At 49.8% G+C, this 17525-nt stretch carries 16 protein-coding genes; 6 read left to right on the top strand and 10 right to left on the bottom strand.

Annotation, left to right across the window (positions count from 1 at the left end; genetic code table 11):
• Nucleotides 1-295: 295 nt before the first annotated feature.
• From QUB61_RS32535 to QUB61_RS32510, 6 genes are all read left to right on the top strand, one after another.
• Nucleotides 296-1864 (top strand): protein kinase domain-containing protein, encoded by a 1569-nt coding sequence (locus QUB61_RS32535; protein WP_333133918.1) that lies wholly within the window; start codon nucleotides 296-298, stop codon nucleotides 1862-1864.
• 523 nt (nucleotides 1865-2387) lie between these two features.
• Nucleotides 2388-2717: a DUF6825 family protein gene (locus tag QUB61_RS32530; protein WP_333133919.1), complete on the top strand. Its 330-nt coding sequence runs from the start codon at nucleotides 2388-2390 to the stop codon at nucleotides 2715-2717.
• 116 nt (nucleotides 2718-2833) lie between these two features.
• Nucleotides 2834-4600 carry an AarF/ABC1/UbiB kinase family protein gene (locus QUB61_RS32525; RefSeq protein WP_333133920.1) on the top strand — a complete coding sequence of 589 codons (1767 nt, stop codon included), beginning with the start codon at nucleotides 2834-2836 and terminating at the stop codon, nucleotides 4598-4600.
• Nucleotides 4601-5019: 419 nt separating this feature from the next.
• On the top strand, nucleotides 5020-5751 hold the full coding sequence (locus QUB61_RS32520; protein ID WP_333133921.1) for a PP2C family serine/threonine-protein phosphatase: 732 nt from the start codon (nucleotides 5020-5022) through the stop codon (nucleotides 5749-5751).
• 53 nt (nucleotides 5752-5804) lie between these two features.
• Nucleotides 5805-7007 (top strand): anhydro-N-acetylmuramic acid kinase, encoded by a 1203-nt coding sequence (locus tag QUB61_RS32515; protein WP_333133922.1) that lies wholly within the window; start codon nucleotides 5805-5807, stop codon nucleotides 7005-7007.
• An 80-nt stretch (nucleotides 7008-7087) separates the two neighbouring features.
• On the top strand, nucleotides 7088-7537 hold the full coding sequence (locus QUB61_RS32510) for a hypothetical protein (RefSeq protein ID WP_172190924.1): 450 nt from the start codon (nucleotides 7088-7090) through the stop codon (nucleotides 7535-7537).
• A 525-nt stretch (nucleotides 7538-8062) separates the two neighbouring features.
• On the opposite strand, the gene QUB61_RS32505 is transcribed toward QUB61_RS32510, so the two are convergent.
• From QUB61_RS32505 to dnaK, 10 genes are all read right to left on the bottom strand, one after another.
• Nucleotides 8063-8260 carry an NblA/ycf18 family protein gene (locus tag QUB61_RS32505; protein WP_333133923.1) on the bottom strand — a complete coding sequence of 66 codons (198 nt, stop codon included), beginning with the start codon at nucleotides 8258-8260 and terminating at the stop codon, nucleotides 8063-8065.
• A gap of 30 nt (nucleotides 8261-8290) precedes the next feature.
• Nucleotides 8291-8494, bottom strand: coding sequence for a hypothetical protein (locus tag QUB61_RS32500; RefSeq protein ID WP_333133924.1), 204 nt, complete (start codon nucleotides 8492-8494; stop codon nucleotides 8291-8293).
• 334 nt (nucleotides 8495-8828) lie between these two features.
• Entirely contained in the window at nucleotides 8829-9536 is a 708-nt protein-coding gene (locus tag QUB61_RS32495) for a biopolymer transporter ExbD (protein WP_333133925.1), read from the bottom strand.
• Between the two features lie 15 nt (nucleotides 9537-9551).
• Nucleotides 9552-10337: a MotA/TolQ/ExbB proton channel family protein gene (locus tag QUB61_RS32490; protein WP_333133926.1), complete on the bottom strand. Its 786-nt coding sequence runs from the start codon at nucleotides 10335-10337 to the stop codon at nucleotides 9552-9554.
• Between the two features lie 135 nt (nucleotides 10338-10472).
• Nucleotides 10473-11723: a ribosome small subunit-dependent GTPase A gene (gene rsgA / locus QUB61_RS32485; RefSeq protein ID WP_333133927.1), complete on the bottom strand. Its 1251-nt coding sequence runs from the start codon at nucleotides 11721-11723 to the stop codon at nucleotides 10473-10475.
• Entirely contained in the window at nucleotides 11720-12010 is a 291-nt protein-coding gene (locus QUB61_RS32480) for a sulfurtransferase TusA family protein (RefSeq protein WP_333133928.1), read from the bottom strand. The genes rsgA and QUB61_RS32480 overlap by 4 nt, the downstream gene beginning before the upstream one ends.
• Nucleotides 12011-12139: 129 nt before the next feature.
• Complete coding sequence (locus QUB61_RS32475) at nucleotides 12140-13231, bottom strand: RNA-guided endonuclease TnpB family protein (protein ID WP_333133929.1); 1092 nt, start codon at nucleotides 13229-13231, stop codon at nucleotides 12140-12142.
• 38 nt (nucleotides 13232-13269) lie between these two features.
• Nucleotides 13270-13470, bottom strand: coding sequence for a helix-turn-helix domain-containing protein (locus QUB61_RS32470; RefSeq protein ID WP_333133930.1), 201 nt, complete (start codon nucleotides 13468-13470; stop codon nucleotides 13270-13272).
• A 412-nt stretch (nucleotides 13471-13882) separates the two neighbouring features.
• The gene (dnaJ, locus tag QUB61_RS32465; protein WP_333133931.1) at nucleotides 13883-15007 is read right to left on the bottom strand and encodes a molecular chaperone DnaJ; all 1125 of its coding nucleotides are present in this window, start codon (nucleotides 15005-15007) and stop codon (nucleotides 13883-13885) included.
• Nucleotides 15008-15139: 132 nt separating this feature from the next.
• Nucleotides 15140-17302, bottom strand: coding sequence for a molecular chaperone DnaK (gene dnaK, locus QUB61_RS32460; RefSeq protein ID WP_333133932.1), 2163 nt, complete (start codon nucleotides 17300-17302; stop codon nucleotides 15140-15142).
• Nucleotides 17303-17525 lie beyond the last annotated feature (223 nt).

Raw genomic sequence — 17525 nt, 5'->3', positions numbered from 1 at the left:
GTGTCGTTAACTGTTTTTATGCACTCCGGGCGCAGGAATTTAACCTTGACTACTCTAGTATACTAGAAATTTCCTGAGTTTTAGGGAGGATTTAAGAAATTAAAGCCGTCCTAGAAGGACAGGGTTTTAGACCCACTTTCCTTGATAAACAGATAAAATGACGTGGGGATGCAAAGATTAAAGACATAGCAGAGAAGAAGCTAAAACAAGGGCGCAGATCGATCGAACATCAGCCCTAACTCTGCGAAATAACCCAAAGGCGGTAGCATAGTTTGGGAAACGGCATCAACTAAAGATGAACTTAGCGCCAGCAACAGTCCTGCAACAGGGCAAATACAAAATTAACGCGACTTTAGGCATAGGAGGGTTCGGGATAACTTACCGAGCGATCCACACCCATTTAAACCAAACCGTCGTACTCAAAACCCTGAACGAAAGTCTGCGCCAACACCCAGAATCGGCGCAATTTCAGCAGCAGTTTATTGCCGAAGCCCAACGCCTGTCGCGGTGTCAGCATTCCAACATCGTCAGAGTAATCGACTTTTTTGAAGAGGCCGGACAGTCTTTTATCGCAATGGACTACATTCCGGGCCAAACTCTCGCCCAAATAGTCGAAACCGATCGGCCACTGCCAAAAGCCCAGGCCCTGCACTACATTCGGCAAATAGCCTCAGCCGTAAGTACAGTTCACCACAGCGGATTGCTGCACGGAGATATCAATCCAGAAAATATTATCCGGCGAGCCGATTCTCACCTCGTAATGTTAATAGATTTCGGCATTGCCCGCGGCTTTACCGCCGGCACCAAACAAACCCACACTAACTTGCTCTCGCCCGGGTACGCGCCGATTGAACAATACCTCTATGACGGTAAATGTACACCGGCCACAGACATCTACGCGCTCTCCGCCACCCTCTACTACTTACTTTCCGGCGTGGCGCCCGTAGCAGCACCCCTGCGCGATCGCATTCCCCTTGCTTCGTTGCGGCAATTTCAGCCGCACCTCAGCCCGGGAATCGAGCGAGCCATCCTTCAGGGACTCGAAATCGACCCCCACAACCGCCCTCAGACAGTAGAAAATTGGCTTACCATGCTGCAAGAAACAGAGCTAGTACCAGCAAACAGAAAAGGCAAGCAAAGTCTGCGATTGCCCGCACCTCCCCCGCCGCAGTTGAGTTTGCTGGCGTTTGTCGTAACCGCTGCAATTGCAGGCTGGATGGGTTTTGACCTGGCTTGGCGCTACAACAGCACCAGTCTCGGCAGCAATCGGCCCAAAATTGAATCCTTCCCATCTCTCGAAGATTTGCTCAAATCCCGCGATTTGTCAGGGCCGATGTTCGGGCAGCCGTCTGTCGAAAGCAGCCCTATCGACCCCGAACTCAACTCCGGTCCCACACCCCCCTCAGACAGCAGTAACATTCCCGAACAGATCGATGCCTCAGAAACTAGCGCCGAACCTTCAGGGATCCCAAGCCCGGAAACTGCCGCCCCAGACCCCGAAGCGGAACCTGAGCCATCCCCGACGCCCGAGATCCAAGAGCAGCCTTCTGAGTCCCCCATTCCGGAGCCTCAAACCGAAATCGAGCCAGCACCCGAACCAGAACCCGCACCAGTACCGGAAGTGGCGCCCCTGCCTGCAGAACCGCCCCTCACACCCGCCCCGCCTACGCCTACGCCTAAGAGTGCTGAAACCTTGCCACCCTCTGAATCCGCGCCGCCAGTAATAGCATCGCCGATCGAGGCCTCGCCTGAACCTGCGATACCGAGCCTCCGCGACAGCAATTCAGATAGTTCGATCGCACCTGACTCACCACCCCCTGTGGCAGAGCCCACTGTGCCTTTTCCTGAACCCGCGACAAATTAGTATTGTTTTTGTTGGTTAAAAGTGCGGACAAATACTTGGTTTTATAAGTCAGCAAATATCCGCTCGGTAGTCTAGATAATAATGCCCTTCCTAGCCAACGACTATCTCGCCCAACCTTCGACCGACTGCGGAAATCCCAACAGGGGCGGTCTGAGTTTATCCAATATTTTCTATTCCCTCTGCCATCAAAATCCCCGCCTGAAAAAAAGCAGGACTGTTTGATATTTTGATTGAATTTATGTTAGAATATGTGTGTGGCGCTGAGGTTGTGTGAAGTCGTGTATTACTGCTGCTGTCGCTGCAAACATTTTGGTACAAAGCAACCCCAATCTCGAATTTGAGCGAGTGTAAGCGAGGCTTGGGGGCTAAGCCGTTGGGTCTTAGACTGTTCTAACTCTCAAGAATCCCATCCCCGACACTCGGGGCGGGAGTGTCAATTCCCCCAAAATTCCTTTCTTTGGAAGCAAGCACCATTGGGGACAAGCAAGTTATAATTTGTTGCGGAAGCGCACAGAGATTTTTTATGAGTAAACCCCCAGTTCATGCTTTTTTTGTAGGCAGAGCACTTGCCGAAGCACTGTACGAGCAATTAGAAAGCGCTGCAACCAACGCTTTCTCTGAACTCGGCAAATTTGACGCAGAACAAAGAGAACGCCTGCGACAGTTCACCGATCGAGTTCTGGAACGGGCCTCCAGAGCTGCAGATGAGGCACAGCAGACCGGAACTGGCACTGCAACCACCACCATTGAAGACATCCATCCTGCAGAGCTGCAAGCGACTATTGACGAGCTGCGCGCCGAAGTGGCAATGGTGCGATCCCAATTGCAGCGCTACCGCAGCAGTTTGCCCTAGCGCTCGCTCCCCGACCACAACTATTATTTACGACTACGCGAGCGCAAAGCACTGCGCTCCTGCGCTCCTACCTGCAATCAAAGCAACAACATAAAATAAGCAATTTGGGAACCCAAGTGTCTGCTCTCCTTGATGACTCTGTTAATCGCCAGCGCTCCAGAAAGCTCGCTGGCGAAGGCGATGAGCCAAAAACTGCTGGTAAATCCTACAAAAGTAAAGCTTATCGCTGGAATCGCGAAAAATACTCCCGGAAGCGGCGCTTCTTCGATATTTGGTCTTTTGTCTTGCTCTGGCTGGCTTCGCTGTGGCTCGACAGCAAAAATTGGAGCTACTGGGGAGGCGTGACTGAAGAAAAGAAAGTTGCCAGACGCCGCTTTCAAGCTATCTGGGTTCGAGAAACACTCTTGGATTTGGGGCCGACTTTCATTAAAGTTGGGCAGTTATTTTCCACCCGCGCCGATTTGTTCCCGGCAGAGTTTGTCGAGGAACTTTCTAAGCTGCAAGATAAAGTGCCTGCTTTCAGCTACGAGCAGTTAGAGGTAATTGTTGAGCAAGATTTGGGCAAAACAGTTCAGGAACTCTACCGCAGCTTTGACCCGGTGCCCCTGGCCGCAGCAAGTCTGGGTCAGGTACACAAAGCTCAACTGCATTCGGGCCCGGAAGTGGTGGTCAAGGTGCAGCGACCGGGACTGCGGAAGCTGTTCGAGATAGATTTGCAAATTCTTAAGGGAATTGCCCGCTACTTTCAAAACCATCCTAAGTGGGGCTACGGCCGAGATTGGATGGGGATTTATGAGGAATGCTGTCGCATTCTGTGGCTGGAAATTGACTATCTCCATGAAGGCCGCAATGCTGATACTTTTCGCCGCAATTTTAGCAACTGTGACTGGGTGCGGGTGCCGAGGGTTTATTGGCGGTACACGGCTCCGCGAGTGCTGACTTTGGAATACCTGCCCGGGATTAAAATCAGCCACTACGAAGCTTTGGAAGCGGCCGGTATCGATCGTAAATTAATCGCTCAGTTGGGGGCAAAAGCTTATTTGCGCCAGTTGCTCAACGATGGCTTTTTCCACGCTGACCCACACCCCGGCAACATCGCTGTTAGTGCTGACGGTTGTCTGATTTTCTACGATTTTGGGATGATGGGGCAAATCCAGTCGAACGTCCGCGAAGGACTGATGGAGACGCTTTACGGCATTGCTTCCAAGGATGGACAGCGGATTATGGATTCTCTGATCGAGTTGGGAGCTTTGGTGCCTACGGGTGATATGAGTCCGGTGCGCCGCAGCATCCAGTATATGCTGGACAACTTCATGGACAAGCCTTTTGAAAATCAGTCGGTGAGCGCGATTACGGACGACCTTTACGATATTGCCTACAACCAACCTTTTCGCTTCCCAGCTACTTTTACTTTTGTAATGCGAGCTTTTTCCACAATCGAAGGGGTCGGCCGAGGCTTAGATCCCGAGTTCAACTTTATGGAGGTGGCACAACCTTTTGCCATGCAGCTTATGAGTAATGGAAATGGCCCTGATGCAAGTAGCAGTATTTTTAACGAAATCGGCCGTCAGGCGGCTCAGGTGAGTTCGACTGCTTTGGCTTTGCCCCGCCGGATTGAGGAGACTATTGATAAACTCGAACAGGGAGATTTGCGGATTCGCGTCCGTTCTGCAGAAACAGAGCGCTTGCTCCGCCGCATGAGCAGCGCTCAAATGGGTACGAATTATGCTTTGCTGATGAGTGCTTTTACTTTGTCAGCGACAATTTTGTTTGTCAGCAATCAAGTCTGGCCGGCAGTGGCTGTCGCATTGCTGGCGGCGGGTGCAGGGTTTGCTCTTCTGCGTTTGTTCAAGCGGATCGATCGTTTAGACAGGATGTCATAATTGTGCAATTTGGGATGTGAAATTTCAGGTTTGAGATTTCTCGCCAGCCAAAAGTTGACCTGGAATGTTAAGTTTTGGCTGGCTGACAACAGATTGCTAAATAAAATTGAGAGCACTTACGCGCTTTGACGCTAACAACCCGGTTGCTTCCTAAATTTATCGCCATCCAAACCTGTGATTTTTGGTAGAAATCCAGTTTTTTTTGCAGGCGCTGCTTAATTTACTGGATTTACCGAAATTTTAAGACGGGATTACCATCATAACGATCTACAATATAAGGTCAAGGAAGTGCAATTTTTCCCAAACTCACGATCGCGGGCGGCAGAAATTTCAAGTCCCCTTCGCGATTTAAGTTGTGGAAAAAACATTGCACCAGTTAAATCAAGCTTTTAAGTTCGATGAGTCCAATCACCCAATCTATGAAACGCTCTTTCGCAGGTAAGACAGACACGGGGCTAGTTCGTTCAGTAAATCAGGATTCATACTACATTGACTCTGACGGGCGATTTTTCATAGTGGCCGACGGAATGGGAGGACACGCCGGAGGTCAAGAAGCCAGCCGGATTGCGACTCAGGCGATTAAATCTTATTTGCTCGAACATTGGGAAGGGCCTGAGGATTCTCCGCTGTTGTTGGAAAAGGCTTTTTTAATTGCTAATCAAGCAATTTTGACGGATCAGCTAGACCACCCCGAGCGTGCTGATATGGGGACTACGGCTGTGGTTCTCATATTTAGGGATGAGGGCCGACCTTGGTGCGCAAATATCGGGGACTCTCGCTTGTACCGGCTGCACGGCTCTCGCTTGGAGCAGATTACTGAAGACCAGACTTGGGTGGCTCAGGCTGTGAAAAGAAAGGCCCTAACTCCCGACCAGGCTCGCAGTCATCCTTGGCGTCACGTTTTGTCCCAGTGTTTGGGCCGCGATGATTTGCGGGAAATAGATATTTTGCCGGTGGACGTGCAGCCAGGGGATCGCTTGCTGCTGTGCAGCGACGGTTTGACTGAGGAACTTTCCGATCCTCTGATTGCTTCGCCTCTGAAGTCGATTCGCGCCTGCGAGGGCGCTGCAAATGCTTTGATTCAAGCAGCTAAGGATAAAGGGGGACGCGATAATATTACTGTGGTGATTGTGACGATCGACCTCAAATAAATCGGGCAACCCCCCGGACAATCTAAAATCTAAAATCTAAAATCTAAAATTTAATGACCCGCGTTATCGGTTTGATCAGCGGCACGTCGGTGGATGGCATAGATGCTGCTTTGGTGGATGTGATGGGTTCCCAAACAGACTTGAAAGTGCAATTGGTAGCCGGCAAGACTTTCCCTTATCCTGCTAATTTGCGATCGCAAATTCTCTCGGTTTGCAGCGGCTCAGCTTTATCAATGGCTGAACTAGCCGAATTAGATGATGCCATCGCCCAAGAATTTGCTACGGCGGCATTGACAATTCAAGCAGAATATGATAAGGCCGAATTAATCGGCTCTCACGGTCAAACCGTCTACCACCGACCTGCAAGGAAAGCCGAGAAAGAGATCGCCAGTGGGTTCATGGGCTACAGCTTGCAACTCGGGCGGGGCGCGCTAATTGCGCAATTGACAGGCATTACTACTGTGAGTAACTTTCGATCGGCAGACATTGCAGCAGGGGGTCAAGGAGCACCCTTAGTCTCAATACTTGATGCCTGCCTGCTGGCGGAACCCAACAGAAGCCTCTGCATCCAAAATCTGGGCGGAATTGGCAATCTTACCTATCTTCCGGCCAGGTCCAAGGGGGAAAACAAGCACGAGTCGGAGATTTTCAGTCTTGGGGAGGGCATCTCGGGCTGGGATACAGGGCCGGCGAATTCCCTGTTAGATTTGGCAGTGCAGCACTTCAGTGGCGGCACTAAGACGATCGACGAAGGTGGAGCTTGGGCCGCATCGGGAACTCCCTGTCAAGCTTTAGTCGAGGATTGGCTGCAGCAAGAGTTCTTCCGTCAACCACCGCCGAAATCTACTGGGCGAGAGTTATTTGGTGTAGACTATTTTGACCGGTGTTTGGTCGAGGCCCAAGGTTACAATCTCAGTCCTGCTGACGTACTGGCTACTCTGACAGAACTGACTGTTGCCTCGATCGTTCACAGTTACCAAACTTTCTTACCGGCTATGCCCGATCGAGTTTTACTGTGCGGGGGCGGCAGCCACAATCTCTACTTAAAACGCCGATTGCAATCTCAATTGCATCCAGTGCAAGTGTTGACTACTTCTGAGGCAGGCTTGAGTGTAGATTTTAAAGAGGCGATCGCTTTCGCGGTTTTAGCCGCCTGGCGGGTTCGGGGCATTCCCGGCAATCTGCCTCAAGTTACTGGTGCTCGGGCACCGGTACTTTTAGGGGAAATTAACTCTTGTTGGCACAGTTGGGCGTGATAGCATAGAGTCTTAGGGACAACGGCTGTGCGTTGTTGCACCAGCATTGTAGCCAGCAGGAAAAGCATAGGAACAGCACTGTGGCTCACACGTTTTTAATGGAATCGGGCCAATGGACGCTCGAAGGAAGTTGGATTGAGCGCAATGGCGTGCCAATTACGGTGAAAGGCAAAACTTTAGTGAGCTGGAACCGAACAGATTGGTTCAGTATGGTGACAAAGCTCGTGTTTCCTGGAGGGGATCGCGAAGAGATTATTTTGCAGTACCGAGGACACCTCAACAGCGATGAACGGCAGTATACTTTTGTACTCCAACACAGCGAACTCGGTCGGGTCGAGGGCGAAGGTTGGATTGCTCCCCAGTCGATCGTCCAGCGTTATTGGGTACTGGGAGACGAACGCCAACGGCGCACGGGTTTTGATACCCTCCACCGCGTCGATCACAACCGCTACTATCACTCTAGCGGCATCATGTCTGGTCATTACTTGACAAGTACGATGGAGGCTACTTTGGAACGTCAGTCGGAATAGCTTTTTCTAGAGTTACTACCTGCGAGTTCTAGGGTTTGATGTTAAAATTGAAGGTTTTGCTAGTCGGAGATCCCGCTGAGATGTCCGACTAGCGCACTCTTGTGAAACCTTATCGGCTGTAACTAAAGACAAATATTTTATTTTGTTAAAAAGTTCAAACTTACGATCGAAAATTATCAAACTTTTGAGTCGAACCGCGATCAATTATTTTTGCGATCTCCTTCTGTGGCGCTCAAGAGATTGCTGCGATAGACTTCCCAAGTTGAGCCTAATCAAGAAAAAAACTCTCAAATTTTCCCGGCGAGACGATGACTCTGTGCAGATGCTTTCTACCTTCTATAGCAACCACACCCGATGCTATTGACGTTCTTAATTGCACAAACCCTTGATTTTATTGCTTCTGACTTCTCTTGTAGATAACTAAAGCCCTCGAACTTGTGCCTTCGAGTGACGCCCCATCACCCCCAACTCCTTTCCACCTGAGGAAGAGAGTAAGAGACAGAGGTCGCCGACTGCGACTCTTTGTTACTCAACGCCTGGGTTTGGTTCTAGGCCCCAATGATGTTTCAGAAAATGGCGGTACATGGTTTCCCGAAGCATCATTTGCTCGTAAAGCTTGACCAAAAACTCCTGAGCTTGTTCGCGGCTCATGTCACTAACCTGTGTTTTGAAGGAACACAGGTTAAATTGCTGCTCCAAAGACAATTCTGCTGGTTGGCTCATGACTTTGACTCCTCTGTAAGTAAAGGTGACTTAAAAGTGAACACCTGGATTAACCAGATTTGTAAGTTGTTTCAGCGATCGACCGTTGGTTTCGGGATGCCCGATGGCCCATCTTGCTTTAGTATATATTACAAAAGGTAACAATTGTTTGACAAAATCACCCTCTGTCCCAAGAAATAACTTACCTAGGGAGAGAGATGGCGAAATGCCCGCAAAAGTTCCTTCCGCAGGCATATACAACTGTATCTAGTTGTCAAGAGAAAAAAGGCTCAGTACGAACCAAAAGAATTGAAGCCATTTATACTAAGTCGGGTGGAGCTTCTGTCTGCCAGGGTCCGATGGGGAGAGAGGGAGAGGGGGAGAGAGGGAGAGGGGGAGAGAGGGAGAGGGGGAGAGAGGGAGAGGGTCCGATGGGGAGAGAGGGAGAGGGGGAGAGAGGGAGAGGGGGAGAGAGGGAGAGGGTCCGATGGGGAGATTGGGAGATTGGGAGAATTTCTATTTCTCTGTTCTCCCTTCTTCCTTCTTCCTTCTTTCTTCTTCCTTCTGACTAATTCGAGGATCCGCCATCCTAGGGTGCAGTGGTCGCTCCAGGTCGGGAATTGGGAGCAGCGGGTGCAGGCGAAACAGGAGGAATGCCCTGATTTGCCCCAAAGTTGCTAGGCTGCCCAGGAGCGGGGAGAGGGGATTGAAACTGATTGGGATTGAACTGCTGCTGCCCAGGAGCCGGGAGAGGAGATTGAAACTGATTCTGATTGAACTGCTGCTGCCCAGGAGCCACACGAGACGGCAGCGGTTGACCGGAATTGCCGATCGCAGGTGCCGCAGGAATGCCAGAATTGGGAACCGAGGGATTCGGCAGCGGGGAGGAAGCCGAACTAGGAAGAGTTGCTAGGGCCACTCGATCGCCCCCTACCTCTCTCAATTTGTCTAAAACCTCGACAACTTTGGCATATCTAGCATTTTGAGGAGCGTACAGCACCATCAACCCCGCAGGATTTTTGCTTTGGAAACTCTTTAAAACTCGATCGAGCTGTTGGTAATTAACAGGCAATTGGTCGATATAAGTTTGCCCGAAATCGTCAATGCTGACAATCAGCATCTCTCGCATCTGTGTTTGTCCTGTCTTCGCCTTAGGCAAATCGACATTAATTGCTTGCTGGCGAGTCAGTTGCAGAGCCGCCAGGAGAAAAAACGTCAGAATGCAAAAGATCACGTCAATTAAAGGCACCAGTTCAATCCGAGCCTCTTCCGCAGGAGTATCTAGATTAATCTTCATCCGTTCTCCTTGGTTCTAATTATTAGAAGGTGAATCTTCAGCCGGATCGGAACCTTTCAATTTCGGCTCCCGGTTCCGTTCTCCCGGTTCTTGAGAATTGAGAGAACGCCTGTTCAAACCATCGGAACCAAAGGAAGAATTGCTGTATTCGGCACCGGGCGATCGACCTTTAGCATTAGCTGCCGGCCAGTATTGCCTGTAAAGCAATTCCAGTTCATTTCCAGCTTTGCGAAATATTTTTGCCTGGTTGAACAAAAAAGCTTGAAATATCCGATAAAACGCCAAGCTAAAAATTGCTACTACCATCCCAGTAGCAGTCGTGATCAGCGCCTCGCTAATCCCCAAAGTTACGCCTGTTGTTGCCGACGTGCCGATGTCGCCCAGACGGATAGAACTCAGCGAGTTAATCAAGCCCAAAACAGTTCCCAGCAAGCCCAGCAAAGGGGCTAGAGCGATCGTAGCTTCTAAGATTTTGTCGCCGCGGCGCATCGAAGCTAACTCTTCATCGGCTGCGGCTTCGAGTGCCAGTCGAAATAAGTCTGGTTCAGGATTGTACAGGCGCAGGGGTGCAGATAGAAATCGCCCGATCGGCTGTCGGTTAGCTTGTCTGGCAATCTCGCTAGCCGCCCCCCAATCGCTGCGAGCGGCTTCAAGAATGCGGTTAACTATCTGCTTTTCTTTGCTCAGGAGGCTCGCCCAAAACCACAAGCGCTCGATAATTGTACTCAAAGATAGAATCGATAACACCAACAGGGGCCACATGGCGGGGCCGCCTTTTTCAAACAGTTCTTGAATATTCACAGTATTTTTACTCCTGCATAACCGGCTTTGCTTTGCTTCTGTTGTACTTTTTTTAACAAATTTAAGGCCATTTAATTTTAGCTATTAATGTACTGTGTTCCGGGGCCGATCGACCGTTGGCGATCGACTAATTCCTCACAACTCGTCTAAATCTTGACACATATCCTGTAGCGACTGGTGTTGAAGGCGGCGGGAAGAGCGGCGATACTTTTTAGTTTGCAGCTTCGGTTCGTATTGCTGCGTACCATCCGACTTGGTTTGCTGTTTCAAACTCGCCTCGGCACTACTAGAGTTTTGCTCTTGTTGCTGGCGGACGATCGCCTCTTCAAGAAAATTCAAGTAATAATCGTAGCGCTCCCAACCGCCCCGCACGACACAGTTAGGCTCGTCTCGGTGCGAACAGTCGCTAAACTGGCAGCTACCTAAAGCCAGCCTCTGGCGCGCTTCTGGGAAATATTCAGCTAACTCGGACGGGTCGCATTCGAGAGCCGGCTGATTAAAGCCCGGAGTATCGGCCAAAAGTCCGCCGCCGGGGAGTTCAAATAGTTCTACGTGGCGAGTCGTGTGGCGCCCGCGGCCTAGTTTGCCGGAAACAGCGTTCACTCGCAGATCCAGGGCCGGGATCAGTTGGTTGATCAAGCTGGACTTGCCAACCCCTGAAGGGCCACAAATTACCGTTATTTTCCCTTGCAAGTGCTGCAGAAGGAAGTTCGGCAACGGACTATGTACGGGATTTAACGAATCTAACTGATGAACCGAATTTTCAAGTAGGGAATTCTCCTCAAAACTCATGCTAGATAGCTCTATTTTCTCCGTTAAGTCATGGGAAGCTAGTTCTTGGGCAGAAACTTCTTTTTGAGTTTCTTTCGTGGCTTCCTGGACTACTGCCCCGCTGCGGACGCTAATAAACATTGGTTCGTAGCCCCAGCCTGAAAGCCGATCGCGCCACTGTTGCAACTCTTGGGGCGTGACCAAATCGCATTTGTTCAGGCACAAACTCACCTCTAAACCTGTAGATTCTGCCTTGACTAAAAACCGAGTTAATGATGCGGGGTCTAAGTCGGGTTCGGCGAGGGCAAAAACCAGGAGAATGCGATCGGCATTAGCTACAGGCGGGCGGTTGAGTTCTGTTTGGCGCGGGAAGACTTCAGAAATTGCACCCCGGCGGTCTGTCCAGTCGGGTTCGTCTACCACCACGCGATCGCCCACCATCACCTGTTGACCAATTTTTTTCAGTCGAGTGCGGCGAGTGCACAGGAGAGTCGGAGAATCAGCCAGGGGAGCATTTTTCCCGTCAATCGACACTGGGGGATCTAACCTCACTTGGTAGAAGTTAGCCTGAACAGCAATTACAGTACCCACGATGGAGGGCGAATTCAGGCTCATCCTGCTTCCTTGTTTTCTGGGCGCTGCACTTTCATTGCAAAAAAGCCCGACTCCGGCTCATCCGCGACAAATTGCGTTTCGAGAATCTGGTAGCCTTCCATTTTGAGACTATCGGGCACTTGTTCGATCGGCTCTCCAGCGTCCAGCCACACCTCCAAAACTGCACCCGGTGCCATTTGCTCCAAGCGCAGTTTAGTGCGAACAAAATTGAGAGGACACGGAGTGCCCCGCAGATCGATTTGGGCATCTGGGGATTTGGGATTTTCAATTTTCGATGTTGAATTCATAATGCTTTTTGCAATCTGCTTCATAAAACTTACCTAAACTTGTCTAAAGCCATCTTTAGACACAATTTCGAGTTTACTTCCTACGCTGTTGGGTAGACGGCTAATCCCAAGATAAGTAGGCTATCCCCCTCACGCCGAGGGTTCCCAGTTTAAAATATTCAAACTGGCATTCAAATCACGATCTAAAGATATGCCACAAACTGGACAGTCAAAAATCCGAAGACTTAGTGGCATATCTTTTTTACTGCCACAATTAGAACAGGTTTTAGAGCTGGGAAACCATTGGTCTACCAACACTAGACTAGCTCCATACATTTGGCACTTGTAATCGAGTTGACGTTTGAATTCGTAAAACCCTAGATCTGATATTGCTCCAGCTAACTTGTGATTCGCCATCATCCCCCGAACGTTCAAGCTTTCAATCTTAATTAGTTTGAACGTTTGGGCTAAATAAGTTGTTAGCTTGTGAAGGAAATCTAAGCGAATACGAGCTATCCGCGCAGGTCGCCGACTAATTTTATTGTAGGTTTTGCGCTGGTTTTGGGAACCTTTTACCTGTTTTGATGCTTTGCGTTGCAATTTAGGAAGTTTGGTTTTCGCTTGCTTTAATGGTTTTGGCGCATCAAAGACCTGCTGAGTTGACAGCGTGGCAAAAGATTTAATGCCCATATCGATCCCTACAGAGTTCTCAGGTTGTCGAACTGGCAAACGTTCGGCATCAACACAGAAAGAAACAAACCAGCGACTCCCTTCTTTTGAAATCGTAAAAGTTTGAGAGACGAATCCGCATTCTAATGGTTCATAAAGTCGAAAAGTTCCCAAAGTAGGAATATTGATGGTGTTGCCAGCGATTAGCAGGACTTTTCCACTAGACGAGTCAACAGTGAAAGATTGACCATCTCGTCGGCTAGCCAATTTCGGATGACCTGCTTTTCCAGAGCGATATCGGCTAAAAGCATCTTTCAAATCAATCAAAGCATTTTGATAAACTCGGCTAGACAACTGGTTCATCCAGCCGAATTCAGGCTGTTTCTTGACGTAGTTGGTAAGAACTTTTTTAACTTCGTTGAGTATCTTTGAGTCTGTAAATTTCCCCTCGCCATACATTTGAGTCCGTAAATTCAACCCAAAGTTAAATACTACGCGCCGGAATCCTGCGTGTTTTGCCATCAAGGTAGCTTCGGCGTTATTTAATTTGAGCGCTCGCTTGACGGCAAACATACTAAAACTTCCTCAAGGGCGATTAACTGTGAATAAGTTTAGCGAACTATTTGGTACTTAAGTCTTGCTCTCTCCAGTGAACAATAGTCCAAACTACATTTACGCGAATTGACCCAATCTTTGATTTCTCGCAAAGCGTAGTTATAAACCTTGCGAGAAATTTCCAACCAATGAAGCATCGTTTCTTCTTGGTTGGCGTCGGGATAAATTCGGTAGCAGTAGTTCATGATAAGAGTCATACAGTCAACTCTAAGACAGAACTATGGGTCTATAAACCTACATCTGCTACCGATTTCACGCCTGATTGACCGGATAAAATCGGTCTGGGGGCGTCCATGTATCCCAACACCAAATCGAAGATTATGGTGTGGGACTTATTGCTCCCCCAGACCCCCTCGAATAGTTAAACAAGTTGCCTGGAAACTGGAGAATCTCAAATTTTGTGTCCAATTGGACACAGATTATTATTTCGGGAAAAAGTGAGCGCAATTGCGCTCACTTTTTTGAGCGCTACTGAAACAAATTGGCCCGGAACCGTCCCACCTGCCATTTTTGTGGGCAATTGCCCACAAATTTTTGACGGCTGTTGAAACAAATTGCCGGGGAATCCTCAAACAGGAAAATTTGACACCCATGGGTGTCAAAAATTGCTTATTTCTGAAACAAATTGCCCAGAAATCCTTCCAAACCGCCTTTACCAGTACGATCGCCCTTCAGCTTAGCAAGCTGCATCAGCAACTCACGCTCCTCAGCAGTCACCTTAGTCGGAATGTCAATAGACACCGTAATCAAATGATCGCCGCGACTGACTGGATTGCCCAACCGAGGCACCCCTTTTTTCTCCAGAGTCAGAACTGTATTCGCCTGAGTTCCGCTAGGAATCAACAATTCCGTCGGCCCGTCTACGGTTTCCACTTCCAACCGGCACCCCAAAATTGCTTGCAAATAACTAATCTTAACTTCCGAGTTAACGTTAGTACCGTCCCGCTTAAATAGGGGGTCTTCATTCACAGCCAAGAAAACGTAAAGATCCCCGGGCGGCCCGCCCAGTTTGCCGGCATCCCCTTCATTGGAAACGCGCAAGCGAGTACCGTTGTCAACCCCAGCCGGAATTGTGATTTTCAGCTTTTTCATCACTTCTTTCTGGCCCCGGCCGCCGCAAGTTTCGCACTTGTCCTCAATCACTTGCCCGGTGCCGTTGCAACTGGGGCAAACTGAAACTTGAGTAAAGCTGCCGAAAGGAGTGCGGGTAGCGCGTCGGACTTGACCGCTGCCGGTACAAGTCGAGCAGGTTTGGGGTCTGGTTCCCGGTTTGGCGCCGGTACCCGTGCAAGTTTCGCAGGTTTCTAGGTGCTTGATGCGGAGTTCTTTTTCCCCACCGAACACTGCTTCGCGAAACTCCAGCCGCAAGTCTAGGCGCAAATCGTCTCCGCGCACCGGCCCGCTGCGTCTGCGACCTTGTTGTTGACCGCCCCCCTGGCCCTGAAAACCCTGAAAGAAGCTTTCAAAAATATCGGCAAAGCTGTCGCCGAAGTCTTGGAAGCCCGGAGCCGCACCGCTCACGCCTGCTTCGCCGAAACGGTCGTAACGGGCGCGGGTTTCCGGTTCTGAGAGTACCTCGTAGGCGCGGTTAATTTCTTTAAACCGCTCCTCGGCACCCTCTGTTTTGTTGACATCTGGATGGAACTTGCGAGCTAGGCGGCGGTAAGCACGCTTAATTTCTTCTTTGTCTGCGCTGCGAGAAACGCCTAATATTTCATAGTAATCACCGGCCATAAAGCTGCTTGCCTGGAGGTAAATAACAAAAAGTGTACGAAAAAGAAACGGGCAACCTTTCCTAAAATTACCGATTAAAAATTAAAAATTCTCATTGTTAATTTTTAACTTTTAATTTTTAGCTTTTCTGTTTTAAAGGAAAGGATTCATATCATCAACTTCAGGTTCCGGAACCTTCGGTTTTTGTTTTGACGGTGGATTTGGCGGTGGACTTGGCGGTGGAGTTGGCTGTCGTTTTGACTGTCTATCCGGCTTTGGTTCCGGCTTTGGTTCCGGCTTTGGTTCCGGCTTTGGTTCCGGCTTTGGTTCCGGTTTTGGTTCCGGCTTTGGTTCCGGCTTTGGTTCCGGCTGCGCTTGGGGCGCTACCAGCAGCTCTTCTGTCTGCGAAATGCTGTCCGAGGTAGCTGCCACCTCTTCTAGTTCTGATTCTACTTCTGACATCATCTCGCTTTCAACCGCTGCTCCTGACGGGGCTACCCCGCTGCGGGACACGGAATAGACTGCTGTCCCGAGGGAGTATAGCAGTTGCTTGAAAGATTCGATTGCGGGCGCGAGTTCCTCGACTGCGATCTCGGGGTTAGCCATCGCCTCCCGCAAGGCTGCTGCTGCTGTTTCGGCTTCGGCCTTGAGGTCGTCGCTCAGCAGTTGGGCGTTGGTTTTTAAAGTTACACCACAATTATAGACCAGGGTGTCAGCTTGATTTTTGAGTTCGACGAGTTGAGCGCGCTTGATGTCCTCGTCGGCGTAAAGTTCGGCTTCTTGCCGCATCCGCTCGACTTCGGTTTCGCTCAATCCCCCTGTATTGGAAATTTGGATGCTTTGTTCTTTTCCGGTTCCTTTGTCTTCAGCGGACACTTTGAGAATCCCGTTGGCATCGATTTCAAAGGTAACTTCGATTTGAGGTACGCCGCGGGGGGCTGGGGGAATGCCTTTGAGCAGGAACTTGCCGAGACTTTTATTGTCTTTAACCAATGCCCGCTCGCCTTGGAGCACGTGAATTTCTACCGAGGTTTGCCCGTCTGCCGCCGTGCTGTACATTTGCGATCGGCTGGTGGGAATTGTTGTATTGCGATCGATTACTTTGGTGAACACCCCGCCCAAGGTTTCGAGTCCTAGGGAGAGCGGCGTCACGTCCAGCAGCAGCAAATCTTTGACCTCACCGCCCAACACCGCGGCTTGAATTGCCGCGCCTACGGCTACAGCTTCGTCGGGATTGACCGATTTATCGGGAGAAACGCCCCCAAAATACTTGCTAATTGCCTGTTGAACTGCCGGAATCCGGGTTGAGCCTCCCACTAAAATAATTCTGTCTATATCTTTTGGGGTCAAACTTGCGTCTTTGAGGGCTTGAGTCACCGGATCGATCGTCGCCTGCACCAAATGACCCACCAGTGTTTCAAACTTAGCTTTGGAGAGTTCCATTTCCAGATGCTTCGGCCCTTTTTCGTCAGAGGAAATGAAGGGCAAATTGATTGAGGTGGAGTCCCGGTTGGAGAGTTCGATTTTCGCCTTTTCTGCTGCTTCTCGGAGACGCTGCAAGGCCATTTTGTCTTCTGAGAGGTCAGTGCCTTCTTGAGTCCGGAAAGCTTCTACCAACCACTGGACTATACAGTCGTCAAAGTCATCTCCTCCGAGATGGTTGTTACCGGAGGTAGCGTTGACTTCAAAAATTCCGTCTCCCAGTTGCAGGATCGAAACGTCGAAAGTACCGCCGCCCAGGTCAAAGACCAAGATTTTCTGTTCTATATTTTGCTTGTCCAGCCCGTAGGACAGGGCTGCCGCCGTGGGTTCGTTGACGATGCGCAGGACTTCTAGGCCCGCGATCGTACCGGCGTCTTTAGTAGCTTGCCGCTGGGCATCTGTGAAGTAGGCTGGCACTGTTATTACGGCTTGCGTAACAGTTTGTCCCAAATAAGCTTCAGCATCTTGCTTGAGCTTTTGGAGTACCATTGCCGAGATTTCCTGGGGAGTGTGAACCTTGTTCCGAATTTGGACGTTAACGGTGTCGTCTTTGCCTTTTATGCAGGTATAGGGAGTCCGGGAGCGTTCTTCTTGCGTGTCGTCCCACCGCCGTCCGATAAATCGTTTGATGCTGTAGACAGTATTTACAGCATTTGTTACAGCTTGCCGCTTGGCCAATTGACCTACTAAGCGATCGCCCCCCTTGCCAAATCCTACTATACTCGGAGTTGTGCGGCCGCCCTCGGAATTGGCGATCACGACGGGTTTACCGCCCTCTAGCACAGCTACGCAACTGTTAGTCGTGCCTAAGTCAATTCCAATAATTTTTCCCATAGCGCCTCATAAAACTTTGTGGGATGTTTGTAAACCTCCAACTACAGGTTGGGGGAGGAAAAACGACTCAGCTTGTTCAAACAAGCATCACCAGACCAGATTTGTAGGAAATAAACTTGATGTCAATCAGGCAATATCAAAGACGGTTGACACTCCCCTGCCTAAAGGCGAGGGGATTCTTGGATCAGCCAGTCGATTTGCTCATTGATGTCACCATCAGCGA

Source organism: Microcoleus sp. C2D2 (assembly GCF_036702495.1).
In the GTDB taxonomy this organism is placed as follows: Bacteria; Cyanobacteriota; Cyanobacteriia; order Cyanobacteriales; family Microcoleaceae; genus Microcoleus.
This window is presented reverse-complemented; position numbering and strand designations above follow the sequence as displayed.